The sequence below is a fragment of the Streptosporangium sp. DT93 genome (assembly GCF_049844535.1).
Taxonomy (GTDB): Bacteria; Actinomycetota; Actinomycetes; order Streptosporangiales; family Streptosporangiaceae; genus Streptosporangium.
On record NZ_JBNCLF010000003.1, the window covers coordinates 532,751 to 557,616 of the forward strand.

20 protein-coding genes are annotated in these 24,866 nt (G+C 73.1%); 12 read left to right on the forward strand and 8 right to left on the reverse strand.

Annotated features, from left to right (window positions below; all coding sequences use genetic code 11):
- The first annotated feature begins 13 nt into the window (after window positions 1-13).
- The 3 genes from bcpA (at window position 14) to ACLQ2R_RS10165 (ending at window position 3,942) form a co-directional block, all read left to right on the forward strand.
- Entirely contained in the window at window positions 14-907 is an 894-nt protein-coding gene (gene bcpA / locus ACLQ2R_RS10155) for a carboxyvinyl-carboxyphosphonate phosphorylmutase (protein ID WP_425959118.1), read from the forward strand.
- Window positions 897-2,285 carry an aldehyde dehydrogenase family protein gene (locus tag ACLQ2R_RS10160; RefSeq protein ID WP_425959119.1) on the forward strand — a complete coding sequence of 463 codons (1,389 nt, stop codon included), beginning with the start codon at window positions 897-899 and terminating at the stop codon, window positions 2,283-2,285. The genes bcpA and ACLQ2R_RS10160 overlap by 11 nt, the downstream gene beginning before the upstream one ends.
- A gap of 274 nt (window positions 2,286-2,559) precedes the next feature.
- The gene (locus ACLQ2R_RS10165) at window positions 2,560-3,942 is read left to right on the forward strand and encodes a collagen-binding domain-containing protein (protein WP_425959120.1); all 1,383 of its coding nucleotides are present in this window, start codon (window positions 2,560-2,562) and stop codon (window positions 3,940-3,942) included.
- A gap of 43 nt (window positions 3,943-3,985) precedes the next feature.
- Here the strand turns inward: ACLQ2R_RS10165 and ACLQ2R_RS10170 are convergent, their stop codons facing one another.
- From ACLQ2R_RS10170 to ACLQ2R_RS10190, 5 genes are all read right to left on the reverse strand, one after another.
- Window positions 3,986-4,357, reverse strand: coding sequence for a mycoredoxin (locus ACLQ2R_RS10170; protein WP_425959121.1), 372 nt, complete (start codon window positions 4,355-4,357; stop codon window positions 3,986-3,988).
- 234 nt (window positions 4,358-4,591) lie between these two features.
- On the reverse strand, window positions 4,592-5,527 hold the full coding sequence (locus ACLQ2R_RS10175; RefSeq protein WP_425959122.1) for an aldo/keto reductase: 936 nt from the start codon (window positions 5,525-5,527) through the stop codon (window positions 4,592-4,594).
- A gap of 128 nt (window positions 5,528-5,655) precedes the next feature.
- Window positions 5,656-6,402 carry an SDR family NAD(P)-dependent oxidoreductase gene (locus ACLQ2R_RS10180; RefSeq protein WP_425959123.1) on the reverse strand — a complete coding sequence of 249 codons (747 nt, stop codon included), beginning with the start codon at window positions 6,400-6,402 and terminating at the stop codon, window positions 5,656-5,658.
- Window positions 6,395-7,429, reverse strand: coding sequence for an enolase C-terminal domain-like protein (locus ACLQ2R_RS10185; RefSeq protein WP_425959124.1), 1,035 nt, complete (start codon window positions 7,427-7,429; stop codon window positions 6,395-6,397). Before ACLQ2R_RS10185 ends, ACLQ2R_RS10180 begins: the two co-directional genes overlap by 8 nt.
- Before the next feature lie 46 nt (window positions 7,430-7,475).
- Window positions 7,476-8,321, reverse strand: coding sequence for a fumarylacetoacetate hydrolase family protein (locus tag ACLQ2R_RS10190; protein WP_425959125.1), 846 nt, complete (start codon window positions 8,319-8,321; stop codon window positions 7,476-7,478).
- A gap of 359 nt (window positions 8,322-8,680) precedes the next feature.
- On the opposite strand from ACLQ2R_RS10190, the gene ACLQ2R_RS10195 reads away from it, so the two are divergent.
- Window positions 8,681-11,134, forward strand: a complete 2,454-nt coding sequence (locus tag ACLQ2R_RS10195) for a glycosyl hydrolase family 95 catalytic domain-containing protein (protein WP_425959126.1) — start codon at window positions 8,681-8,683, stop codon at window positions 11,132-11,134.
- A gap of 241 nt (window positions 11,135-11,375) precedes the next feature.
- Window positions 11,376-12,581 carry a cytochrome P450 gene (locus ACLQ2R_RS10200; RefSeq protein WP_425959127.1) on the forward strand — a complete coding sequence of 402 codons (1,206 nt, stop codon included), beginning with the start codon at window positions 11,376-11,378 and terminating at the stop codon, window positions 12,579-12,581.
- Window positions 12,582-12,738: 157 nt separating this feature from the next.
- On the opposite strand, the gene ACLQ2R_RS10205 is transcribed toward ACLQ2R_RS10200, so the two are convergent.
- Window positions 12,739-13,986, reverse strand: coding sequence for a macrolide family glycosyltransferase (locus ACLQ2R_RS10205; RefSeq protein WP_425959128.1), 1,248 nt, complete (start codon window positions 13,984-13,986; stop codon window positions 12,739-12,741).
- 251 nt (window positions 13,987-14,237) lie between these two features.
- On the opposite strand from ACLQ2R_RS10205, the gene ACLQ2R_RS10210 reads away from it, so the two are divergent.
- Window positions 14,238-15,140 (forward strand): L,D-transpeptidase family protein, encoded by a 903-nt coding sequence (locus ACLQ2R_RS10210; protein ID WP_425959130.1) that lies wholly within the window; start codon window positions 14,238-14,240, stop codon window positions 15,138-15,140.
- A gap of 71 nt (window positions 15,141-15,211) precedes the next feature.
- On the opposite strand, the gene ACLQ2R_RS10215 is transcribed toward ACLQ2R_RS10210, so the two are convergent.
- Entirely contained in the window at window positions 15,212-16,240 is a 1,029-nt protein-coding gene (locus tag ACLQ2R_RS10215) for a GDP-mannose 4,6-dehydratase (protein WP_425959131.1), read from the reverse strand.
- A 290-nt stretch (window positions 16,241-16,530) separates the two neighbouring features.
- Between ACLQ2R_RS10215 and ACLQ2R_RS10220 the strand changes: the two genes are divergently transcribed.
- From ACLQ2R_RS10220 to ACLQ2R_RS10245, 6 genes are all read left to right on the forward strand, one after another.
- Window positions 16,531-17,775 carry a glycosyltransferase family 4 protein gene (locus ACLQ2R_RS10220; protein WP_425959132.1) on the forward strand — a complete coding sequence of 415 codons (1,245 nt, stop codon included), beginning with the start codon at window positions 16,531-16,533 and terminating at the stop codon, window positions 17,773-17,775.
- Window positions 17,776-17,814: 39 nt separating this feature from the next.
- Window positions 17,815-18,528, forward strand: coding sequence for a class I SAM-dependent methyltransferase (locus tag ACLQ2R_RS10225; protein WP_425959133.1), 714 nt, complete (start codon window positions 17,815-17,817; stop codon window positions 18,526-18,528).
- Between the two features lie 79 nt (window positions 18,529-18,607).
- Window positions 18,608-19,660, forward strand: coding sequence for a prenyltransferase (locus ACLQ2R_RS10230; protein WP_425959134.1), 1,053 nt, complete (start codon window positions 18,608-18,610; stop codon window positions 19,658-19,660).
- Window positions 19,661-19,754: 94 nt separating this feature from the next.
- Window positions 19,755-21,014: a DUF1702 family protein gene (locus tag ACLQ2R_RS10235; protein WP_425959135.1), complete on the forward strand. Its 1,260-nt coding sequence runs from the start codon at window positions 19,755-19,757 to the stop codon at window positions 21,012-21,014.
- Window positions 21,015-21,147: 133 nt separating this feature from the next.
- Window positions 21,148-23,181 (forward strand): FG-GAP repeat domain-containing protein, encoded by a 2,034-nt coding sequence (locus ACLQ2R_RS10240; RefSeq protein WP_425959136.1) that lies wholly within the window; start codon window positions 21,148-21,150, stop codon window positions 23,179-23,181.
- Complete coding sequence (locus tag ACLQ2R_RS10245) at window positions 23,178-24,203, forward strand: enediyne biosynthesis protein UnbU (protein ID WP_425959137.1); 1,026 nt, start codon at window positions 23,178-23,180, stop codon at window positions 24,201-24,203. Before ACLQ2R_RS10240 ends, ACLQ2R_RS10245 begins: the two co-directional genes overlap by 4 nt.
- Here the strand turns inward: ACLQ2R_RS10245 and ACLQ2R_RS10250 are convergent.
- Window positions 24,139-24,786, reverse strand: a complete 648-nt coding sequence (locus ACLQ2R_RS10250) for a class I SAM-dependent methyltransferase (RefSeq protein WP_425959138.1) — start codon at window positions 24,784-24,786, stop codon at window positions 24,139-24,141. The genes ACLQ2R_RS10245 and ACLQ2R_RS10250 overlap by 65 nt on opposite strands.
- Window positions 24,787-24,866 lie beyond the last annotated feature (80 nt).

Here is a 24,866-nt window from a genome sequence, read left to right on the forward strand (position 1 = left end):
CAAGGAGAAGCGCATGTCGCGTGCCAAGCAGTTCAAGGACCTGATGCTCGCCCCCGAGCTCCTGGTGGTGCCCAGCGCGTACGACGCGCTGAGCGCGAAGGTGATCGAGCAGGCCGGCTTTTCCGCCGTCCACATGACCGGCTCGGGTACGTCGGCCTCCATGCTCGGCCTGCCCGACCTGGGTTTCGCCACCATCACCGAGATGGCGTGGAACGCCAAGAACATCTCCATGGCCGTGGACCTTCCGGTGATCATGGACCTCGACGCCGGGTACGGCAACGCGATGAACACCTGGCGCAGCGTCCGGGAGTTCGAGCGGGCGGGCATCGTCGGCGGGCACATCGAGGACCAGGTCGTGCCCAAGCGGTGCGGGCACCTGGAGGGCAAGCGGCTGATCTCCACCCGGGAGATGGTCGGCAAGATCGAGGCCTCGGTGGAGGCGCGCACCGACCCCGACTGGGTGATCATCGCACGCACCGACGCCCGCGAGAAGCTCGGCCTGGACGAGGCCATCAACCGCTCCAAGGAGTACGTGGCGGCCGGGGCCGACTGCATCTTCCTGGAGGCCATGCTCAGCGTCGACGAGATGAAGCGCGTACGCGACGAGATCGACGCGCCGCTGCTGGCCAACATGGTCGAGGGCGGCAAGACCCCCTGGCTCACCACCAAGGAGCTGGAGGAGCTCGGCTACAACCTGGCCATCTACCCGCTCTCCGGGTGGTACGCCGCCACCACGATCCTGCGCAAGGTGTTCGCCGCGCTCCGCGACGAGGGCACCACGCAGAAGTTCTGGGAGCGGAACGACCTGCGGATCACCTTCGACGAGCTCTTCGAGGTGTTCGGCTACTCCCACATCTCCGAGCTGGAGGCCCGCTTCGTGGTCAAGGACGAGAACGATGTTTCGTGACGGCGCGCTGCGGACCGGAGGCGACCTGCTGACGGTGCGCAACCCCTGGAACGGGGAGATCGTCGGTTCCGTACCGGCCGACACCCCCGACGAGGTGGCGGAGGCCGTAGGCGACGTCCGCGCGGCCTGGCGGCCCCCGCGCCCGCACCAGCGGGCGGCGGTCCTGCGGCGCAGTGCCGCGCTGCTCAGGGAACGCGCCGGCGAACTGTCCGTGCTGATCTCGCGGGAGTCCGGCGTGTGCGTCACGGAGACCCGCAGGGAGACCGAGAGGGCCGCCGCCAACCTCACCGTCGCGGCCGAGGAGGCGGAGCGGCTGCGCGGGGAGGGCATCCCCGTCCCCGGGCACGACCGGCTGGCGGTCACCGTCCTCGAACCCGTGGGCATCGTGGCGGCGCTCACGCCGTTCAACCGGCCGCTCAACCAGGTCGTCGTCAAGATCGCGCCCGCCGTGGCCGCGGGCTGCGCGATCGTCGTCAAGCCCTCGGAGAGGACGCCGCTGACCGCCCTGGCCTTCGCCGGCCTGCTGATCGAGGCAGGGCTCCCCCCCGGTCACCTGGTGGTCACCACGGGCCCGCCCGGCACGATCGGCCCGGCGCTCGCGGGGCACCCCGAGATCGACATGATCACCTTCACCGGCTCGGTGGCCACCGGCCGGGCGGTGGCACTGGCGGGCGCGGGCAGGAGGCTCCTCCTGGAGCTGGGGGGCAACGATCCCCTGATCGTGCTGCCCGGCGGTGACCTGGGACTCGCGGTCCGGCTCGCGGCGGAGGGGGCCTTCGCCACGGCGGGGCAGTCCTGCCGGGGCGTCAAACGGGTGATCGCGGTAGGGGAGACCGCCGATGTCGTGGCGGCCGGGCTGGTCGAGGCCGCCCGGCGAAAACGGGCGGGCGACCCGCTCGACCCGTCGACCGACCTGGGCCCTCTCGTCAGCGAGGAGTCGGCCGCCGGCGTGGAGCGGCGGATCGCGGACGCGGTCGCCGCCGGCGCGAAGCTGCTGTGCGGCGGGGAACGGCGCGGCGCCCTGCTGACCCCCGCCGTGCTGGACCACGTGCCCCCCGACGCCGAACTGGTGGCCGAGGAGACGTTCGGACCGGTCGCCCCGGTGATCCGCGTGGACAGCGTGGACGAGGCGATCGCGGTGGCCAACGGCACGCCGTACGGCCTGCAGGCCGGCGTGGTCACCTCCGACGCGGCGGCGTTCTCCCGGATCGCGGCGGAACTGCGGGTCGGCGCGGTCAACCTCAATGCCGGCCCCCAGTTCGACTCACCGCACATCCCGTTCGGCGGCGTGAAGGCCAGCGGGATGGGCCGCGAGGGGATCCGCTACGCGATCAGGGAGATGAGTGTGACGAAGACCCTCACCTTCCCCTATCCCTGACGCGCTCCACGGCCCGGATCCCCGGCCCGTAGGCCGGGGATCCGGGCCGTGCCGCGCCCGGTGGGACCCGCCGGGGCGTGGCGGGGTCCACGACGGGTGGTCTCGTGCCCGTCCGTGACATGTAGGCCTTCTCTCGCCCGTTCTCCGATTCGAGCCACAGGCATGGGCGACATTTGCCCGCGGGAAGCCGATCACCCCCTCTGAGCTGCCTAAACTCGCCCGTAGTGTGGATCATCACGGGGGACATATGCGCAGCGTGTACTTTTCCGCGGGTTTGAGCGTCCTTGTCATCGGCCTGGGGGCTCTCATCGCCGGCTCCGCCTCGGTACACGCCCCTCTGAACCCGGTCAGCGGCAACAACGGCTTCACCGTCGTCGTGGAGGGGGACACCCGCCTCAACAGCAACGAGAACGAGGGCACCCTGGCGGTGGGCGGGGACCTCATCCTGACCGGCGACTACCGGGTCGCCGGTCAGACGGCGGGCACCTTTGTCGTCGCCGGCGACGCCCGGCCCACGGCACTGGTGGTGGGAGGCCGGATCGACTTCGCCCAGAGCAGCCCCACCGGGCGCCTCTCGGTGCTCTCCAACGCCTACGTCAAGATCGGCGACCTCACCGACACGTTCGTCGTGGACGTCGACGGCAACGGCGCGCTGGTCAACACCCGGATCAACGCCACGGGCGACTACGACGCGCCCGCACGGGTGGAGCTGACCGTGCGTCAGCCCGCCGCCTCCGTCGGCCCCGTATCGGTGATCGACTTCGCCGCGCTCTTCGCCACCTACCGGCAGCGGGCCGCGGACCTCGCGCTGTGCGCCAACACCGTGATCCTGCGGGACGGCAACGGCGTGCCGCTGCCCGGCAACGTCGTCCCGCCGGGCTCCAACGTACGCATCAACCTGACCGACGGCATCACCAACGTCCTGCAGATCGACGCCGCGAACCTGAACAACATCGCCAACCTCATCTTCGACGACCTGCCCACGGCCACCGCCCCGCTCCTGGTCGTCGTGGACACGACCGCCGTCGGCGGCGACTTCACCTGGGCTCCCCCGAACTTCGCCGGTGTCTCCGGCCGGGAGGGCCAGTACATCCTGTTCGACTTCCCGGACGCCACCACCATCAGGCTTCCCGCGGGGGCGGGAGACACCATCGAGGGGACGATCTTCGCGCCGGACGCCGCGCTGATCGACGAGAACTCCTCCAACATCGAGGGCAACGTCATCGTCCGCGAGCTGACCGCGGGTACGGCCACCGCCAACGGCGGAGAGATCCACCACTTCCCGTTCGGCACGCAACTCGACTGCGCGGCCCTGCCGCCGACGCCCACCCCGACCCCGACCATCACGCCCACCCCGACCCCGACCCCGACCATCACCCCCACCCCCACCCCCACCGTCACGCCGACCGTCACGCCCACCCCGACCCCGGTCGTCACCGTCACCGTCACCGTCACCCCGACCCCCACGCCGGTGGTGTGCCCGAGCTCGGGAGTGCACACGTCCACCCACCAGTCGAGCTCGTCGGTGGTGAAGTGCGCCTCCAGGTGCCAGGAGGGAAGAGGCCGGTGCCGGGGCGCGCACCGGTGCCACGCCAGGCGAGGATGCTCCGGTCCGGTGTGGCCGGAGGAGAAGGCGGCGATACCCCGGCGCCCGTGATCGGGACGGGTCACATCCGCGCCGCAGGGATTCTCCGGCCGGCCTACGGCCGCTCACCGGCGTCGGAGGGCGAGGGCGGCGAGCCCGCCCCGGCCGCGGCGAGCACCTGGCGCACGGACGGGTTCACCATCGCCTTTCCGGCCACGGTCACGGTCGGCACGGTCTCGTTCCCGTCCGCGACCGAGCGGACGAACGCCGCCGCGTCGGGGTCCTTCCAGATGTCGACCTCGCTGTAGCGCAGGCGCGTGAAACGCAGGCGGGTGCGCAGCTTCATGCAGTACGGGCAGCCGGGCCGCCAGTACAGGACCACGCCCTCGCGGTCCGCCTCCCGGTGCGACGTCACCCGGTCGCGCCGGGGCAGATTCATGACGATCAGCAGCAGGCACGCGACGGCGAGCAGAATGGTCGAGACCATGGAGGACATGGGAGGAGTATCGCAAACCCCTCCCATGTCGCCCATGGTGGGCTTTTCGCCGCTCGCGTGCCCGGCACGAACCGCCTCACGCACGGGCTCCGGCGCGGGCCCCTCTCCCACGGGCTCCGGCGTGGGGCACTCTCCCACGGAGATCACCGGGGCGGTCCCGGGCGGGGAGGCGAGGACTGCGGTCGGCCCAGGGGTTCCCGCCGGGACGATCCCGACGGGAGGCGGTCAGGAGATCAGGCCCTCGGCGGCGAGGTCGGACCACAGGTCCTCGGGCACCGGGCGGGCGGTCAGGGCGGCGTTGCGGACGACCTCGTCGGCGGAGCGGGCGCCGACCACGACGGAGACGACCGCCGGGTGGCGCAGCGGGAAGGCCAGGGCGGCCTGCGGAAGCGTGACGCCGTGGCGTTCGCAGACCGAGGCGACGCGGCGGGCGCGCTCCAGCAACGGGCCGGGGGCGGGAGCGTAGTCGTAGGTGCCCGACGGGTCGTGGGTGGCGAGCAGGCCGCTGTTGAACACCCCGGCGGCCAGCACCGACACGCCGCGCTCCTGGCAGAGCGGCAGCAGCTCCTCCTGCCCGGACCGGTCGAGGAGGGTGTAACGCCCGGCGAGCATGACCAGGTCGACGCCGGTCTCGCGGACGAAACGGGCGAGCATCGCGGTCTGGTTCATCCCGACCCCGATCGCCTTGACGACGCCCGCGTCGCGCAGCTCAGCAAGCGCGGGGTATGCCTCGGAGACGGCCTGTTCCCAGTGGTCGTCCGGGTCGTGGATCAGGACGAGGTCGGCCGACTCCAGCCCGAGGCGCTCCAGGCTCTCCTCCAGCGACCGCCGCACCCCGTCGCGGGAGAAGTCCCAGACCCGGCGCGAGGAGGCCGGGACGTCGAAGCCCTGGTCGTCCCGGCCGAAGGGGCCGTCGCCGTCCGCGGGGACGATCAGGCGGCCGACCTTGGTCGACAGGGTGTAGGAGTCGCGGGGACGGCCGGCGAGGGCGGCGCCGAGCCGCCGTTCCGACAGGCCGAGCCCGTAGTGGGGCGCGGTGTCGAACAGGCGGATCCCCGCCTCGTAGGCCGCGTCCACCGCGGCCCGCGCCTCGTCCTCACCGACGGGAGAGAACAGGTTCCCGATCGGGGCCGCACCGAAGCCGTACCTGCTGACCTGCACCGGCCACTCCGTTCTGCACAGGGTGCCTCCGGTACGGAGGCGATCCCCGGTACCGTCTCACGCTCCCGGGCCGGCGTGGTCCGCGCCCTCCCACGTCCTCCCGCGTTCGGAGGCGGGAGGGGAGCGGGTCAGGTCCTGGGCCGGAGCCGCAGGCCCTGCATGCCGCCGTCGACGGCCAGGACGGTCCCGGTGGTGGACGCCGCGAGCGGGCTCGCCAGGTAGGCGACGGCCGCGGCGACCTCCTCGGCGCCCACCAGGCGCCCCATGGGCTGCCGGTCCTCCAGCGCCGCCCGTTCGGCGGCCGGGTCGTCGGCCGCCGCCAGCAGGCGCTGCACCCAGGGGGTGTCGGCGGTGCCGGGGTTGACGCAGTTGACGCGGATCCCCTCGTGGACGTGGTCGGCCGCCATCGCCAGGGTCAGCGACTGGATGGCCCCCTTGGACGCGCTGTAGAGCGCCCGCTGGGGAAGGCCGGCCGTCGCCGCGATCGAGCAGGTGTTGACGATCGCGGCGTGCTCCGAGCGGCGCAGGTACGGCAGGGCCGCCCGGGTGACCCGGACGAGGCCCAGGAGGTTGACGTCCAGGACCTTGAGCCACTCCTCGTCCGGGTTGTCCTCGACCGTACCGGCGGCGCCGATGCCCGCGTTGTTGACCAGGACGTCCAGGCCGCCGAGCCGTCCGGCGGCCTCGGCGACGGCGGCGCGGACCGCGGCGTCGTCGGTGACGTCCGCGGTGACCTCGACGAACGGGCCGCCGGAGGCGTTGACGTCCAGCGAGGCCACCCCTGCGCCCCGTTCGGCCAGCAGGGTGGCGGTGGCCAGGCCGATGCCGGAGCCGGCGCCGGTGACCAGGGCGCGCAGGCCGTCGAACTCACCCATTGAGGGACCTCCATACCGGGCCGTCAGGATAGCTGTGGTCGGCGATCGACGAGGCGTGCATGGTGGCGCCGAAGCCGGGCAGGCTCGGCGCGACGTAGGCGCCGTTCTCGATCACCACGGGGTCGGCGAAGTGCTCGCGCAGGTGGTCGACGTACTCGATCACCCGGTTCTCCGTCGAACCGCTCACCGCGACGTAGTCGAACATCGACAGGTGCTGCACCAGCTCGCACAGGCCCACCCCGCCCGCGTGCGGGCAGACCGGGACGCCGAACCTGGCGGCCAGCAGCAGGATCGCGACGTTCTCGTTGACGCCCGCGACGCGGGCCGCGTCGATCTGCACGGACGAGATCGCCTCGCGGCACAGGCGGCGCAGCTTGTCGTCGTCGCCGAGCCAGCCGGGCGAGGTGGTGTAGGCCGGGTAGCCGTGCTCGCGCAGGTGGGCGATCCGCCCGCGCCTGCCGGGTTCGGCCGCGCGCAGGATGGCCAGCGCCTCCTCCGGGGTGAGGGCGTCGGTGAGGTAGCGGAAGTCGACCAGGGCGACGAACTCCTCGGGTGACATCTCGGCCGGCAGCAGCCAGAGCGGCTTTCCCGCCCGCTTGGCCTTGAGGTCCCAGAGCGCGTTCACCACGGCGGAGATCGCCATGTGCATGACGCCCTTCTCCGGGCCGAGCCAGCGGAGCTGGGAGTCGTGGACCATGTCCTTCCAGAGCGTGCCCATGTTCTCGGCGTCCCTGCCGAGCACGTACGGCTCCAGCACCCTGATCGCGGCGGTCTGCACCTCGTTGCCGCGCCCGATGGTGAACGCGAAGCCGTGGCCCTCGAAACCGTCGTCGGTGCTCAGCACGACGTAGGCGGCCGAGTAGTCGGGGTCGGGGTTCATCGCGTCGGAGCCGTCGAGCTCCAGCGAGGTGGGGAAGCGGATGTCGTGGGTGCGCATCGAGACGACGCGGTACACGCCGCTCCCGGCAGGGGCTGTGGCGGGGACCGGGATGGTGGCCGGGGCGGTGCCGGCGACCGGGACCGTCACCGGGTCGTTACCGAGGGCAGGGCGGTGCCGGGGGCGGTCAGCTCGCTCATGCCTGTCCCACGGTCTGCCGCTGGCGGCCCAGGCCGTCGATCTCCAGCTCCATGACCTGGCCCGCGCGCAGGTACGGGTTGCCGGGCAGGCCGAGGGCGACGCCCGCCGGGGTGCCGGTGTTGATCAGGTCGCCGGGTTCGAGGACCATGAACCGGCTCAGGTAGCGGACGATCTCCGCCACGGCGAAGATCATGTTCTGGGTGCCGCCGTCCTGGTGCCGGGCGCCGTCCACCCACAGGCGAAGGCCGAGGGCCTGCGGGTCGGCGATCTCGTCGGCGGTCACCAGCCAGGGGCCGAGCGGGTTGAAGGTCTCGCACGACTTGCCCTTGTCCCACTGGCCGCCGCGCTCCAGCTGGAACTCGCGCTCGGAGACGTCGTTGGAGACGGCGTACCCGGCGATCTTGGACAGCGCCTCCTCGTGCGTCTCGACGTAGCGCGCCGTCTCGCCGATCACGATGGCCAGTTCGACCTCCCCGTCGGTCTTCACGCTGTTCCTGGGGATGAGCACCTCGTCGTACGGGCCGATCACCGTGTTGGGGGCCTTCATGAAGACGATCGGCTCGGCCGGGATCGCGGCGTTCGTCTCGGCGGCGTGGTCACGGTAGTTGAGGCCGATGCACACGATCTTTCCCGGCCGGGCGATCGGGGCGCCGATCCGCAGCCCCTCGGCCTCCAGCACGGGGAGTTCGCCCCGCTCCAGCGCCGCGCGGACGCGGGCCACGCCCCCGGAGGCGAGGAACGCCCCGTCGATCTCGGGCTCCGGGATCTCACGGAGATCACCGGCCTCGTCCAGGACGGCCGGCCGCTCCTGACCGGCGGACCCCACGCGCAGCAGCTTCACACCGCACCCTTCGTCGATGCCGTTGATACATCCGATGTCTTCTCCCGTGATGCTGGACGACGTTCAGGGGTCGCGTCAACCCTTCACGGGCCTGCACATCCGATCCGTTACCCGGGCGAAGCCGCAGATGAACCGGGTAGATCCGGATCACCGCCGGATCGTGACCTTCGTTCGGCGGACGTCCCCCCGGAGGGGAACGCGGGGATCGCCGGGCCCCCTTCCGGGGCGGGGGCGAGATCTGAGAGGATCGATCGCCGCCAAACATCGGAGGACGACTCCTGTCGCACCACGGTTTCAGCCTCCCCTGCGGGACCATGCCCGTCGCAGGGCCGTAAGGACCATCGGAGTTGTGAACGACCGTGACGACGCCACAGAGCCCCGACCCGACCCTCCGGTACGACGCCCCGGCGACCGACTGGGAGACCCAGGCGCTGCCGATCGGCAACGGCGCGCTGGGCGCCATGGTGTTCGGCGGCGTCGGCCGCGAACGGATCCAGTTCAACGAGAAGTCCCTGTGGACCGGCGGCCCCGGCTCCGAGGGTCACGACCACGGGAACCGGGCCCGTCCACGGCCCGGGGCGCTCGCCGAGGTCAGGGCACGCATCGACGCCGAGGGCAGGATGTCCCCCGAGGCGGTGGCCGCCCTGCTCGGGCAGCCCCGGCGGGGGTACGGCGCCTACCAGCCCTTCGGCGACCTCTGGCTCGACCTGCCCGAGTTGCCCGAGGCGAGCGGGGTGGGCGGGGTGGCCGGCGGGGGGACGGGCACGGCGGGGGTGAGCGGGTATCGGCGGGAGCTGGATCTCGGGGAGGCCGTGGCCAGGGTCGGCTACACCGCCGGAGGGGTGGGGCACCTGCGCGAGTACTTCGCCTCCCATCCCGGCGACGTGGTCGTCGGCCGCATCTCCGCCGACCGGCCGGGCCGGGTCTCGTTCACGCTGCGCATGTCCTGCCCGCACCCCGGCGGCCGGGTCACGGTCTCCGCCGGCCGCCTGACCCTGCGGGGGGCGCTCGCCGACAACCGCATGAGGTTCGAGGCGCAGGTCCAGGTCGTCGCCTGCGGCGGGACCCGTGCCGACGGCGCCGGGCACGTCACCGTCGAGGGCGCCGACAGCGCGGTGTTCGTGCTGTCGGCGGGCACCGACTACGCCGACGTCCACCCCGGCTACCGGGGCGACGACCCGCGCGCACGGGTCACCGCGACGGTGGACGAGGCGGCCGGCACGTCCTACGAGCGGCTCAGGGCCGCCCACCGGGCCGACCACCGGGAGCTGTTCGACCGGGTCGTGCTGACCCTCGGACGCCGGGCCCCGGCCGCTCCGGAGGATCCGGACCCGGCCATCGAAGCCGCTTCGGTCGTCCCGGTCGTCCCGACCGACAGGCTGCGTGCCGCCTACACCGGGGGCCCCTCGGCCGCGGACCGGGCGCTGGAGGCGTTGTTCTTCGCCTACGGCCGCTACCTGCTCATCGCCTCCTCCCGGCGGGGGTCGCTCCCGGCCAACCTCCAGGGGGTGTGGAACGACTCGACGACCCCTCCCTGGTCGGCCGACTACCACGTCAACATCAACCTGCAGATGAACTACTGGCTCGCCGAGCAGACCGGCCTCGCGGAGACCGCCGAGCCCTACGACCGCTTCGTCGCCTCGCTGGTCGCGCCCGGCCGGGAGAGCGCGCGGCGGATGTTCGGCGTGCGCGGCTGGGTGGTGCACGACGAGACCACCCCGTTCGGTTTCACCGGCGTGCACGACTGGCCCACCGCGTTCTGGTTCCCGGAGGCGGCGGCCTGGCTGACGCGGCGGCTGTACGAGCACTACCTGTTCGGCGGCGACCTGTCCTACCTGCGCGAGGCCGCGTACCCGGTGATGCGGGAGGCGGCGGTGTTCTGGCTGGACACCCTGCACGTCGACCCGCGCGACGGCACGCTGGTGGCCTCGCCGAGCTACTCCCCCGAGCACGGCGACTTCTCCGCGGGCGCCGCCATGTCCCAGCAGATCGTCTTCGACGTGCTGACCAACACCCTGGAGGCGGCCCGGACGCTGGGGGACGACCCGGCCTTCCGGGCGGAGCTGGCGGACGCGCTGGCCAGGCTCGACCCGGGGGTCCGGATCGGGTCCTGGGGGCAGTTGCAGGAGTGGAAGGACGACTGGGACGACCCCGGCGACACCCACCGGCACCTGTCGCACCTGTACGCCCTGCACCCGGGGTCGCAGGTGACGGCGGGCACTCCGGAGGCGGAGGCGGCCAGGGTCTCGCTCGTCGCGCGGGGCGACGGCGGCACCGGCTGGAGCAAGGCGTGGAAGATCGGCTTCTGGGCGCGCCTGCTGGACGGCGACCACGCCCACCTGACGCTCGCCGGGCAGCTGAGGGACTCCACTCTCGACAACCTGTGGGACACCCACCCGCCGTTCCAGATCGACGGCAACCTCGGCGCCGTCGCCGGCATGGCGGAGATGCTGCTGCAGAGCGCGCACGGCACGGTCCACGTGCTGCCCGCGTTGCCGGCCGCCTGGCCGGACGGCTCGGTCACCGGCCTGCGCGCCCGGGGAGGCGTGACCGTGGACGTCTCCTGGACCGGCGGCGCGGCCACGCGGATCGTCCTGCGCGCGGGGGCAACCGGCCCGATCAGGGTCCGCGCGGCCATGATCGCCGGCCCCCACCGGGTACGGGACGCGGCGGGCGGGACGCCCGGCACGACCCGGGCGGAGGACGTGCTCGTCGTCGACGCCCGCGCCGGGGAGACCTACATCGTCACCGCCGGGGAGTCCCGCGCCGTCACCGCCGGTGCGCACCGGGTTGACGGGTCCCCCGCCGCGTAATAGAACACGTTTCAGAAAGGTATCGTACCAAGCGTAAGCTCGAACGCTTGGTGGTCCGGCGTGCCCGGCGGCGAAGGGGAGTCCCGGCGGCCGCCGCGTCCGCGACGACCGTCCCGCGAGGAACGAGCCGCCCGGACGGGAGGGTACGTCGCCCGGACGGAGGGCACGTCATCCGCGCCCGCGGGTCACCCGGCCCGAGCGCCGTCACGAGAACGCCGATCCGGCTCGCGCAGGAGGACCGATGGACATCAACCTGGTCGACCAGGACTTCTACTGGCGGAACGGCGCCCCGTACGACCAGCTCGCCTGGCTCCGCGCCAACGCGCCGGTCTACGCGCACCCGGGTGACTCCGAGCGGGACTGGCCCGGTTTCTGGGCGGTCACCAAGCACGCCGACGTGGTGCACATCTCCCGCCGCTCCGACCTGTTCTCCTCCAGCAGGAAGCTCGCGCTCTTCAACGAGATCCCCGAGGACCAGCGCGCGCTGCAGCGGCTGATGATGCTCAACCAGGACCCGCCGGAGCACACCCGGCGCCGCTCCCTGGTCAACCGGGGCTTCACCCCGCGCATGATGGGCGCCCTGGAGGGGCACATCCGCGAGATCTGCCACCAGCTCGTGGACGAGGCCAAGGGGCGCGACTCGGTCGACTTCGTCCGCGACATCTCGGCCCCGCTGCCGCTGTACGTGATCTGCGAGCTGCTCGGCGCCCCGCCCGAGGACCGCGACAAGCTCTTCAACTGGTCCAACCAGATGATCGGGTCCGAGGACCCGGACTACGCGGCCGATCCCGCCGAGGGCCCGAACGCGGCCGGTGAGGTCTACGCCTACGCCAACGAGCTGGCCGCCGAGCGGCGCCGGCAGCCCCGCGAGGACATCGTCACCAAGCTGATCATGCCCGACGCGGCCGGGGACACGCTCACCGAGGAGGAGTTCGACCTCTTCGTGCTGCTGCTCGTGGTGGCGGGCAACGAGACGACCCGCAACGCCGCCTCCGGCGGCATGCTGGCCCTCTTCGAGCACCCCGAGCAGTGGCAGCGCCTGGTCGCCGACCCCTCGCTCGCAGGCACCGCCGCCGACGAGATCGTCCGCTGGGTCTCCCCGGTGAACCTCTTCCGCCGTACGGCCACCGCCGACACGGTCATCGGCGGGCAGGAGGTCAAGGAGGACGACAAGATCGTCGTCTTCTACAGCTCCGCCAACCGCGACGAGGACGTGTTCGCCGACCCGGACACCTTCGACATCGGCCGCGACCCCAACCCGCAGATCGGCTTCGGTGGCGGCGGGGCCCACTTCTGCCTCGGCAACCACCTGGCCAAGCTGGAGCTGCGGGTGCTCTTCGAGGTGCTGGCCGAGCGGCTGCCGAAGCTGGAGCAGGCGGGCCCGGCCCGCCGTCTGCGCTCCAACTTCATCAACGGCATCAAGGACCTGCCGGTCAACCTGAGCTGATCCCGGCCGGGAGCGGCGACGTCCTCCGGGGCGGGGTCCCGTGACGCCCGGCAGGGCCACGGTCCGGTCCCGGGAGGGCGTGACGCCCTCCGGGGGCGGGGCCGGCTTCGGAGGGACGTGACGCCCGGGAGAACCGGGGCCCGGTCCCGGGCCGGAGTCATCCCCGCCGGGACGGGGCCTCCGCCAGCATGTCCTCGATCAGGGCGACCGCGCGGGGGGTGCCGCCCTCCGCGCGGGCCTCGGCCTGGATCGCGGCCAGCCGCGCGGCGACCTCCGGGTCGCCGGTGAGGTCGAGCAGGGCCGTGCGCAGCGTCTCGGGGGTGGCCTCCGCGGTGTCGACCCGGCGGCCGACACCGAGCTCCACGAGCCTGTCGGCGTTGCCGAACTGGTCGGCGGCCTGGGGAACGGCGATCATCGGGACCCCGCAGTACAGGCCCTCCTGGGTGCCGCCCATGCCCGCGTGGGTGACGAACGCGTCGGCCTGTTCCAGGATCGACAGCTGCGACACCCAGCGGTGCACCTCGACGTTGGAGGGGATCTCGCCGAGCCCTTCGAGGTCGATGTGCCTGCCGATCTGCAGCACCACGTGCCAGCCGGGCAGGTCGCCGAAGGCCGCCAGGCAGGCGCGGTAGAAGTCGGGCACGTCGGTGAAGGTGGATCCGAGCGAGACGAGCAGCACCTTCCCGGCCCCCTCGGGGCGCTTCCAGGGCTCCTGGCGGGGCCGCACCGAGAAGCACGGCCCGGTGAAGGTGATCCTGGCGGGGTCGACCCGGTCCGCGTTGGGCTGCATGACCTTCGGGATGAGCGCCAGCGCCCGGGGCGGGCGCCCGGAGAACTCGTGGGAGTCGAGGTGGCCGACGCCGCTCGCCGACAGCCACTCGTCGAACCGCCGGTAGTGCTCGGCGCCGCCCGGGGCCTTCCCGAGCTCCTCGATCATCGGCGCCATGTCCTCGCGGTAGCCCTCCCAGGCCACGTACGTCGGCGAGAGCTGCATCAGCGGGATCCCCCAGTTCTCCGCGAGCACCCGCACGGCGTACCCGCCGATGTCGTAGAGGAACAGGTCGGGACGGTCGTCCTCGTACGCGGCGCGCAGCGTCGGCAGCATCGCCATGGCGTCGCGCAGGAAGAGGTCGAGCTGGCCGATCGCGTCCTCGGGCCAGGTGCCGGAGTCCACCTTGGGCAGGAGCGAGTCGTAGAGCACCGGTTCGGCCCCGGCCTCGGCGACGATCCCGGCGTAGGAGGGGTCGTTGGCGTAGGTCACCCGGTGACCCCGGGCGGCCAGTTCCCTGATCACCTCGATGCTCGGGTTCACGTGGCCCGGGGCGGGGATGCTGACCATGGCGATATGGGCGCGGCGGCGGGTCATGCGTTCCTCCGGGGTAGGGGTCTCTTTGGCGAGACGCATCGTCTCGCGATGAGCCCAAGCATGCACCGGCCTCTCGCCCACTGTCAAGACGCTACGTCTCGTCTTGCAGGACGACCGCCCGCGATCCGGGCCGGAACCGGACCGAGCCTTCAACGAACCTTGGGCGACCCGGCGCCTCCCAGCGGGCATCGAGTCCATGCGGGGACGGGAGATCGCAAACCCGGCCGCCTCGTCCCGGAAGGCGCGCTCCGGGACGATGTGATCCGAGGCGGCGGGGGGACGCGTCCACGATGGTGAAACGGCTCACGGCTCCGGCGGGCCCACCCGCCTCACGACCGTCCCGGTCGCGGCCGCTCCGCCTGCTGGTGCCGCTCGGCGCGGTGCCGCTCTGCGCGCAGCTGCTCGCCTCCTGCGCGGCGGGGACGCCCGCGCCCACCGGACCGCCCGTCCCCGCGCCGACCCCCATGCTCAGCGCCGCGCCGCGCGAGCCCGCCGGGGAGAGGATCGCGCCGGTCCCGGTGTCGGCGGCACGGATGGCCCGGCTGCCGGACGCCACGACGTACGCGACGCTGCGGCGGGTCCCTCGCGACCCCGATCCGTTCCGGCCCGTCGACGGGCCGGTCGTCCACCCCCGGCGGGACCGGGTGGTCTACGCCCGTCCCGGCGGGCCGCCCGTGGCGGTGCTGCCGCGCACCCAGCTCTCGGGCCCGACCTGGGTGCCGGTGGTGGAGAGGCTTCCCGGCTGGGACCGGGTGCTGCTGCCGAGCCGGCCGAACCGGTCCACCGGCTGGCTGCACACCGGGGGCGGGGGGCTGCGCGTCGTCCGGAGCGGGTACCGGGTGGAGGTCGAGCTGGCCGCGCGCAGGCTCACCGTGTTCCGGGGCGACCGCGAGGCGGGGTCGTGGCCGGTGGCGGTGGGGGCGCCTGGCACCCCCACGCCCCGGGGGCGGACGTTCCTGCTCGCCTCGCTCGCGCCGGTCCCCGCGACCTACAGCCCGCTCTTCCTCGCGCTGGGCGCGCACTCGGGCACCCTGGAGACCTTCGCGGGCGGGCCGGGGACGATCGCCCTGCACGGCTGGCCGGACAGGGCCGCGTTCGGCCGCGCGGTGAGCCACGGCTGCGTCCGGGTCCCCCCGGCCGCGCTGCGGCTGCTCTCCCGCGTCCCGCTGGGCAGTCCCGTCATGATCACCTGACAGGCGCGATCACCGGCGGAGGCGTCCCGGCACGGCCTGGTACGGACAGGGCCGGGGACGGACGGACGCGGTCAGGGCCAGGAGGAGTCCTGGTCGGGGTCGCCGCCCTCGGTGAGCAGCTTGACGTCCGCCTCGACCATCATCGCGACGAGCTCCTCGAAGGCCACCGTGGGCTCCCAGCCGAGCTGGACGCGGGCCTTCTTCGGGTCGGCGCAGAGCAGGTCGACCTCGGCCGGGCGGTGCAGGGTCCGGTCGGTGACGACGTAGCGCTCCCAGTCGAGACCGGCGGCCGTGAAGGCGGCCTGGACGAGGTCGCGGACGGTGTGGGTGCGGCCGGTGCCGATCACGTAGTCCTCGGGGGTCTCCGCCTGGAGCATCAGGTGCATCGCGCGGACGTAGTCCCCGGCGAACCCCCAGTCCCTGCGGGCCTCCATGTTGCCCAGGCGGAGCTCGGAGGCGAGACCGAGCTTGATCCTGGCCACGCCGAGGGTGACCTTGCGGGTGACGAACTCGGCGCCCCTGCGTGGCGACTCGTGGTTGAACAGGATCCCCGACACCGCGTACATGCCGTACGACTCGCGGTAGTTCTGGGTCAGGAAGTGCCCGTAGGCCTTGGCCACCCCGTACGGCGAGCGGGGGTGGAAGGGGGTGATCTCGGTCTGCGGGGTCTCCCGGACCTGTCCGAACATCTCCGACGAGGACGCCTGGTAGAACCGGATCTGGTCCGACCCGGCCACCGTGCGCGAGGAGGAGATCCCGGAGCAGACCCGGATGGCCTCCAGCATGCGCAGCACGCCCATGCCGGTCACCTCGGCGGTGAGCTCGGCCTGCTCCCACGACATGGGGACGAACGAGATGGCGCCCAGGTTGTAGACCTCGTCGGGCTGGACCTTCTCCACGGCGGAGATCAGCGATCCCTGGTCGAGCAGGTCCCCGCGGACGAGCTGGACGTCCTGGAGGAGCTTGCGGAGCCGCGAGACGCGCGGGTTGGCCTGCCCACGGGCGAGGCCGGAGACCTCGTACCCCTGGTTCAGCAGGCACTCGGCCAGGTAGGAGCCGTCCTGCCCGGTGATGCCGGTGATCAGTGCGCGCCTGGCCAACGCGTCCTCCTCGCTTGCGGGGGCGGGACCTGTGCGGTCTCATGCCGTTTGATTGGCGAATGTACCCTCAGACCCCCAGGCGGGCACCAAGCGCCTCCCCGCGGACCTAGAACACGTTGCACAGAACTACGTTCGGTAACGTTAACCGCCCAGCTCGCACGCGGTAGGGCGGCCGCTGAGAACAATTCCACATCAGGTATAACAGAGCTGCTGAATGGTAAGGTCCGAGGACTAAGGTCATCTTTCACGGTACCTGTCCCTTTTCGGACAGGAGGGATAGGGGGGTCGCCGTGCCGGGTGCTGAATCACTGCGGGTCGCGCTGCTGTCGTACCGCAGCAAACCGACCTGCGGCGGGCAGGGCGTCTACCTGCGCCACCTCAGCCGCGAGCTGGTCGCCCTCGGGCACAGCGTGGAGGTCTTCTCAGGACAGCCCTACCCGGAGCTGGACGAGGGCGTCGTCCTCACCAAGGTCCCCAGCCTCGACCTGTACCGCGACGAGGACCCGTTCCGCACCCCCGGCCTGCGCGAGTACCGCGACTGGATCGACCTCCTGGAGGTCGGGACGATGTGGACCGCGGGCTTCCCCGAGCCGCTGACCTTCAGCCTGCGGGCGTACAGGGAGCTGAAGAAGCGTGTCGGCGACTTCGACGTCGTCCAGGACAACCAGACCCTCGGCTACGGCCTGCTGGGCATCCAGAAGCTGTTCCCGGTGGTCGGGACCATCCACCACCCGATCAGCGTGGACCGCCGCATCGAGCTGAAGGCCGCCCCGCTGCGCAAGAAGCTCTCGATGCGCCGCTGGTACGGCTTCGTCCGCATGCAGGCCAAGGTCGCCCCCAGGCTCAACCCCATCCTGACCGTCAGCGAGTCCTCCCTCGCCGACATCCACCGCGACTTCAACGTGCCGCAGAAGAACATGCGGCTCATCCCGCTGGGCGTCGACACCCGCTACTTCCACCCGCGCCCCGAGATGCCCAGGCGGCCCGGGTCCATCGTGGCCGTCGCCAGCGCCGACTCCCCGATGAAGGGCGTCTCGACGCTGCTGCGGGCGGTGGCCAAGCTCGCCACCGAGCGCGACGTCAACCTGACCGTGGTCAGCAGGCCCACCCCGGGCGGCCCCACCGAGAAGCTCGTCGCCGAGCTGGCGCTGCAGGACCGCGTCCGGTTCGTGCACGGCATCTCCGACACCGAGCTGGGCGAGCTGATCGCCACCTCGGAGATCTCGGTCGTGCCCTCCCTGTACGAGGGCTTCTCGCTGCCCGCCGTCGAGCACATGGCCTGCGGCACCCCGCTGGTCGCCAGCCGCACCGGCGCGCTGCCCGAGGTCGTCGGCGACGCCGCCGTGCAGGTCGCCCCGGGCGACCCCGAGGAGCTGGCCGCGGTGCTGCGCCGGCTGCACGACTCCCCCGAGGAGCGTGCCGCGGTGGGCCGCAAGGGGTACGACCGGGTCATGGAGCGCTACACCTGGAACGTCGTCGCCCAGCGGACCGTGGAGGCCTACCACGAGGCCGTCCGGGCCCGCCGGGCCACGTGAGCGACCTCTCGTGACGATCCCCTTCACAAGGAGCGGCCAGTGCTGACCGTCGACTTCGACCGCTTGCCCGTGGGACCCGGGAACCGGGTCCTGGACCTGGGATGCGGCGCCGGACGCCACGCCTTCGAGGTGCTGCGGCGCGGCGCCGACGTGGTGGCCTTCGACATGGACGCGGGCGAGCTGGAGGGCGTGGCGACCATGTTCGCCGCGATGGACAAGGCCGGGGAGGTGCCGCCCGAGGCGACCGGCGAGACCGTGACGGGCGACGCGCTGGACATGCCGTTCGAGGACGGCAGCTTCGACCGGGTGATCGCGGCGGAGGTGCTGGAGCACATCCCCGACGACATGGCGGCGATGCGGGAGATCTTCCGGGTGCTCAAGCCGGGCGGCCGGGCGGCCGTCACGGTGCCGAGCTTCCTGCCGGAGCGGATCTGCTGGGCGCTCGACGAGGCCTACCACACCGCCCCCGGCGGGCACGTCCGCATCTACACGCTGGCCGAGCTCACCGCGAAGCTCAAGTCGACGGGCTTCGCCGTCGGGCCCCACCACCACGCCCACGGCCTGCACGCGCCGTACTGGTGGATCAAGTGCGCGGTCGGGGTGAACAACGACGAGCACCCGCTGGCCAAGGCCTACCACGAGCTGCTGGTCTGGGACATCATGAAGCGCCCCGCGGCCACCCGGATCGCCGAGGCGGTCCTCAACCCGCTCATCGGCAAGAGCGTGGTCCTCTACGTCCGGAAGCCGGCATGACCTTCCCGTACGGGACCCGGCGCGGCGAGCACGCGGGTCCCGCGGGGAACGGCGCGGCCCGCGCGGCGATCGAGGAGCGGTGAGCGACCTGATGGAGTGGGAGCGGGTCGTCCAGACCGCCCGGAGCATCGCGGCCGTACAGGAGGCCGACGGCGGCGTCCCCTGGCCCGAGGGTCACGTGGACGCCTGGAACCACGTCGAGTGCCTGATGGCGATGAGCGTGGCCGGGCTGACCGATCCCGCGCGCCGGGGCTACGACTGGCTGGCCCGCACCCAGCGGGACGACGGTTCCTGGCCGATGAAACTGGTCGGGGGCGAGGCCGTCGAGCGGGGCGGGGAGTCCAACCACGCCGCCTACGTCGCGGTCGGGGTCTGGCACGAGCTGCTGGTGACCGGCGACGAGGACTTCACCCGCCGGATGTGGCCCGTCGTGCGGGCCGCGCTGGACTTCGTGGTCGGCCTGCAGACCACCCGCGGCGAGATCGTCTGGGAGCGCGCCGCGGACGGCCGTCCCGCGGCGTACGCCCTGCTGACCGGGTGCGCCTCCATCCACCAGGGCCTGCGCTGCGGCGTGCTGCTGGGCGAGCACCTGGGCGACCCTCAGCCGGACTGGGAGCTGGCCGCCGACCAGCTCGGCCACGTGCTCGCCGCGCACCCCGAGGCGTTCGCCGACAAGAGCCGGTTCTCGATGGACTGGTACTACCCGATCCTGGGCGGCGCGGTACGCGGCCCGGCCGCCGAGGCGCGGCTGGCCGAGGAGTGGGACACCTTCGTCGAGCCCGGGCTCGGCATCCGCTGCGTCTCCGACCAGCCGTGGGTCACCGGCGCCGAGACGTGCGAGCTGGTGCTCGCGCTGGACGCCCTCGGCGACCGGGAACGGGCGAGCGCGCTCTTCACGGACATGCAGCACCTGCGGCACGAGGACGGCTCGTACTGGACCGGCTGGCAGTTCGTGAACGAGAAGTGGTTCCCGCACGAGCGCTCCGCCTACACCGCCGCGGCCGTCGTGCTCGCCGCCGACGCGCTGAACGGGTACACCCGGGCGGCCGGGATCTTCCGCGACGCGGGCGCGTACGTGAACGACCGCCCCACCGCCGCCTGCGGATGCAGCCACGCCCGCTCCCGGGGCTGAACGCCGCTCCTTCGGCACCGTCGGGTGTTTTCTTTGCCCGCAATCGGAAACGCGGTGCTTGAAGGGCTGATCGCGCCTGGCTACCTTCGGGTCCGTGAGTAATGCGGAGGGCACTCGAACGGTAACGCAGAGCGATGGGGACGGTCCCGCCGGGGCGGGTCCCGCGGTCTCCGAGGCGACCCCGCGCACCGTGGCCGCGCCGGACGTCCCGGCCCCCGCGAGCCCTCCCGACTCCGAGGCGACCCCGCGTACCGTGGCCGCGCCGGACGTTCCGGCCCCCGCGAGCCCTCCGGACTCCGGCACCGCCCCGCCCCCCTCCTTCGTGCCGCCCCTCCCCCTCCCGCGGACACCGGCCCCGGCGGAGCCGGACCCCGGGCGGGCGCCGGGGCCACGGCTGGCGGTGCCGGCGCCCGTACCGGCGCGCTCCAAGGGCATGACCCGGCTGCTGTGGCTGGACCCGGGCCAGGTGAGGTTCGCGACGCGCAGGTTCCGGCTGGGACCGGCCCGTGAACGGCTGGAGGACGCGGAACGGTCGTTCACGACCGGCTTCAACGCGATGGTCGCCGGGGAACCGGGACGGATCGACGACCTGCGCGAGGACCTGCGCGGTTTCGGGTACGAGGGCGCCGGCACGGCCTGCGCGACCCTCGACGTGCTCACGCTCACCGGAGGCCGGCGGCTCAGGGAACTGCTGGGCGGGCAGGGACTGCTCCACCCGCACCTGATCCACCTGGGCACCGGCCGGGCGTACGCCCGCATGCGGCTGCGGCCGATGTGGGGCATCCGCTCGGTCCACCCGCTGCTGCGCTGGCTGGCCCACGACGGGTTCGGGTTCCACCAGGGGTTCTTCTGCTCCGACCGTACGGTGGGCCACCAGCGCACGGCCGGGCTCATGGACCGGACCCGGCGGGCCGTCTTCGACCAGGGCCTGGGACGGATGCTCTGGTTCCACGAGTGCGCGAGGGCGGACGACATCGCGCCGCGCATCGCCGAGTTCCCCGCGGGCCGCCGCGCCGACCTGTGGAGCGGCGTGGGCCTGGCCGCGACCTACGTCGGGGGCGCGAGCCCCGCGGACCTGGAACGGCTGGCCTCCGCCGCGTCCGGGGACGGCTTCCGCGCCCACCTCGCCCAGGGCGCGGCCTTCGCCTGCGCCTTCCGGCTGATCTCGGGCGTCGTCCCCGACCACACCGTCGCCGCCGCCCCCGTACTGTGCGGGACCGAGGTGGACGAGGCCGCGGACTGGACGGACAGCGCCCTCGTGGCGCTGGGTCACAACGCCTACAGCGGTGAGGACTACCAGGCCTGGCGGGCGGGGATCCGGAAGGCCTGGGCACGACGCGACCGCGACGCGTGACGACGTCCCGCGACGCCGGCCCGTGCCGGCGTCGCACGGCACCGGCCCACGACACGGCTCACGCCGGCGGTCCGGGACGCCGGTCCGCGAGGCGGTTCACGACGACGGCCCGGAAGGACGGCTCGAGAGGACGATGACCGCGATGTCCGCGATGTCCGGGGTGCGCAGGTACGCGGCGGGGGCTCTCGCCCTCGTGGCCGTCGTCGCCGCGTGGCGGTCCGCCTCCCCGCCGGAGACTCCCCCCGTCGCGACGGCCACCGCCTTCTCCTTCAACGCCAGGCCGCTGGGCCCGCCCACCGCCCCCGGTGACCGCGTGCTGCGGACGGTCGCGCCCGGGTACGCGAACGTCCGGGGCTGGGTGTCGGCGCTGGGGGCCGGGGTGGCGCTGTTCGACGTGGACGGCGAGGCCGTCGCCGACGACGTGTGCCTGGTCGATCCCCGCCGCGACACCGTGACCGTCAGGCCCGCGCCCGGGACCCCCCGCTCGTACCGGCCGTTCACGCTGGTCCCCCCGGACCGCAGGCCGTACGAGGCGCCGACCGGGTGCCTGCCCGCCGATCTCGACCAGGACGGCTGGGAGGACCTGGTCGTCTACTACTGGGGACGCTCCCCGTCGCTGTTCCTGCGCGTGCCCGGGACCACGCCGTCCGGGACGGCCTTCCGGCACCGGCCGCTGACGACCGGCCGGGAGATCTGGAACACCGGCGCCGCCACGGCGGGGGACTTCGACGGGGACGGCCGCCTGGACCTGGTGTTCGGCAACCACCTTCCCGACGGCGTCCGGGCGCTGGGCGGCGCGACCGGCCCGCCGGGCGAGGCCGTGATGCCCGACTCGCTGTCGGACGCCGGGAACGGCGGCACCGACCGGCTCTACCGGGCCACGGGTCCCGCGACGTTCGCCGAGGCCGAGGGGGTGTTCGACGAGGTCGGCGGCGGGGGGTGGACGCTCGCGCTGGGCACCCAGGACCTGGACGGCGATGGTCTTCCCGAGCTGTACGTGGTCAACGACTTCGGCCCGGACCGGCTGCTGGTCAACGCGTCGGCGCCCGGCAGGATCCGCTTCACCGAGGCCCGGGGGGCGACGGACCCGGCGACCCCCCGTTCCCGCGTCCTCGGCCGTGACTCGTTCAAGGGCGCGGGGGTCGGCTTCACCGACCTCAACACCGACGGCAGGCCGGACATCCTGGTGAGCAACGCCGACTCCGGGCGCGGGTCGCACGAGACCGACCTCGCCTTCGTGTCCGGTCCCGGCGGGTTCCGCGACGGGCGGGCGCCCTACCGCGACCGCGCCGCGGAGCTGGGACTGAGCCGGAGCGGCTGGTCCTGGGACGTCAAGGCCGCCGACTTCGACAACGACGGCACCGACGAGATCATGCACGCGACCGGGTTCCTCGCCGGGGAGACCGACCGGTGGCCGTGGCTCCACGAGATGGCCTTCGCCGCCGATCCGCTCCTGTCCCGTGCGGCGTCCTGGCCCCTGCTCGGCGACGGGGACGACGTGTCCGGGCACGAGCCCGGCACCTTCTTCGCCGCGGGCCCGGACGGCCGGTACACGGACGTGGCCGCGTCGGCCGGTGTCGACGGCGGCGGGAACGGCAGAGGCGGCAGAGGCGGCGGGGGTGGCGAGAACGGCGGGTACGCGACGAGCCGGGCCCTGGCCGTGGGCGACGTGGACGACGACGGGCGGCTGGACGTCGCGGTCGCCAACCAGTGGTCGCGGTCGGTGCTCTACGGCAACCACGGCCCCACGGCGCCGTTCGTGGGCCTGCGGCTCCGCCTGCCCACCGGTTCCTGCCCCACCACAGGCACGACAGGCACGAGCAGCACCGGCACGACGGACACGGCCGGCACGACCGGCACGACCGGTATGACCGCCACGGCCGGTTCCGGGCCGACGCGGGCCGCCCTCGGAGCCGTCGCCACCGTGCGACTGCCCGGTGGCGGGACGCGCACCCGCCAGCTCTACCCCGCCGTCGGGCACAACGGTTTCTCCGCGCCCGAACTCCTCTTCGGCCTGGGCCGGGACCTGCCCGCCGCCCCCCTCCCCGTCGAGATCTCCTGGAGGGACGCCTGCGGCGCGATCCGGGGCGCGTCGATCTCCCTCGAACCCGGCTGGCACCGCATCCTGCTGGCGGACGGCCGCGCCGCGGAGATCCCCTCGCCATGAGGACCGGCCGCGCCCTCCAGGGCGCCCCCGGAACGTACCGGAGCGCGATCCGCGCGCACCGGGACGACCGCCGGGGTCGTAACGGGCGCGGGCGGGTCCGTGCCCTGCGATGGGCGGCGGCGTCCCTCACCCTGCTCACCGTGCTCGGGCACACCGTCCTCGGTTTCGAGTCCCCCTGGTCGGCGCCGGTGGCCGGCGTGCTGACCGGAACGGTCGCCGAACTCGTACTGGAGGCCGTGGACGCGTGGGCGGGGCGGCGCCCGGTCCGCTACCTCGGGGTCCCCCGCGACCGGGTCGCCGACTTCCTGCTGCCCTCCTACGTCTGCGGCCTGCTCTGCGCGATGCTGCTGTACGGGAGCGGGCACGCGACGCCGGTCGTCGTCCCGGCCGTCCTGATCGGCGTCGGCAGCCGGTACGTCCTGCGCGTACGCGCGTCGGGCAGGCCGCTCCTGAACCCCGTCGCCACCGGGGTCGCCGTCGTGCTCCTGCTGCTGCCGCGGGCCGCCCCCGCGCCGCCCCACCAGTTCACCGCCTGGGTGTCGGGGCCGTTCGACGTGATCGTGCCGTCGGCCGTGCTGGCCGCGGGCGCGGTGCACGCCGTCCTCGCCGGGAGGGTGCCGCTGCTCCTGGGATGGACGGGCGGGTTCGCCGCCCAGGCGCTCGTCAGGGGATGGCTCACCGACGTCCCGGCGCTCGCCGCGCTGCTCCCGATGACCGGGGCGGCCTTCGCGCTGTACGCCTGCCACGTGGTCGCAGACCCGGCCACGTCACCGGTCCCGGCCCGCCGGCAGGTCCGGACCGGCCTGGCCACGGCGGCGGTCTACGGGCTGCTGGCCCACTCCCACGTCGTGTCCGCGATGTTCCTCGCGCCGGTGGTCGTCTGCGCGGGGCGGGCGCTGTGGCCGGTCCTGCTCGCCCGTGCGGGACGGGCCGCGGCCACGTCCCCGAACGGGAGGGTCAGCCGATCCCCGGACCCACCCGTTCGAGAACCCGCAGGGACCCCTCCTGGCGGACCTCCCTGAACGCGCCCGAGGCCAGCACCCGCCGGTACACCCGGTACGGCGCCTGGCCGCCCGCGGCCGGGTCCGGGTAGATGTCGTGGAAGACCAGGGCGCCGCCCTCCATGACGTGCGGGGCCCACCCCTCGTAGTCCTTGGTCACCGGCTCCTCGGAGTGGCCGCCGTCGATGAAGAGCATCGCCAGGGGGGTGTTCCAGAGCCGGGCGACCCGCTCGGACCTGCCGACGATCGCGACCACCTCCTCCTCCAGGCCGGCGGCGGCGATGGTGGCGCGGAAGGTGGGCAGGGAGTCCATCTTGCCGAAGCGGGGGTCCATCAGCGTGGGGTCGTGGTGGGCCCACCCGGGCTGGATCTCCTCCGACCCCCGGTGGTGGTCCACGGTGAGGACGACGGACCCGGCCTGCCGGGCGCCCGCGCCGAGGTAGACGGCGGACTTCCCGCAGTAGCTGCCGATCTCGCAGATCGGGCCGCGCGATCCGTACGCGACGGCGGTCTCGAACAGCGCGAGCCCCTCGGCGTGGGGCATGAAACCCTTGGCGCGCTGAGCGGTGTACAGCAGGTCGGCGGGCATGGTGGCGTTGCTCATCCCAGCAGACTATCGACGACCGAATAATATTCCACACGGCCCTTGCCCGACCCTATGCAACGTGTTCTACTTTGCACCGT

What these genes read in the sequence shown, in the direction of transcription:
- ACLQ2R_RS10245 (WP_425959137.1), top strand. Translation starts at nt 23,178, where the DNA reads ATGAGGACCGGCCGCGCCCTCCAGGGCGCCCCCGGAACGTACCGGAGC.
- ACLQ2R_RS10160 (WP_425959119.1), top strand. Translation starts at nt 897, where the DNA reads ATGTTTCGTGACGGCGCGCTGCGGACCGGAGGCGACCTGCTGACGGTG.
- ACLQ2R_RS10180 (WP_425959123.1), bottom strand. Translation starts at nt 6,402, where the DNA reads ATGGGTGAGTTCGACGGCCTGCGCGCCCTGGTCACCGGCGCCGGCTCC.
- ACLQ2R_RS10205 (WP_425959128.1), bottom strand. Translation starts at nt 13,986, where the DNA reads ATGCGTCTCGCCAAAGAGACCCCTACCCCGGAGGAACGCATGACCCGC.
- ACLQ2R_RS10170 (WP_425959121.1), bottom strand. Translation starts at nt 4,357, where the DNA reads ATGGTCTCGACCATTCTGCTCGCCGTCGCGTGCCTGCTGCTGATCGTC.
- ACLQ2R_RS10240 (WP_425959136.1), top strand. Translation starts at nt 21,148, where the DNA reads ATGACCGCGATGTCCGCGATGTCCGGGGTGCGCAGGTACGCGGCGGGG.
- ACLQ2R_RS10250 (WP_425959138.1), bottom strand. Translation starts at nt 24,786, where the DNA reads ATGAGCAACGCCACCATGCCCGCCGACCTGCTGTACACCGCTCAGCGC.
- bcpA (WP_425959118.1), top strand. Translation starts at nt 14, where the DNA reads ATGTCGCGTGCCAAGCAGTTCAAGGACCTGATGCTCGCCCCCGAGCTC.
- ACLQ2R_RS10210 (WP_425959130.1), top strand. Translation starts at nt 14,238, where the DNA reads ATGGTGAAACGGCTCACGGCTCCGGCGGGCCCACCCGCCTCACGACCG.
- ACLQ2R_RS10200 (WP_425959127.1), top strand. Translation starts at nt 11,376, where the DNA reads ATGGACATCAACCTGGTCGACCAGGACTTCTACTGGCGGAACGGCGCC.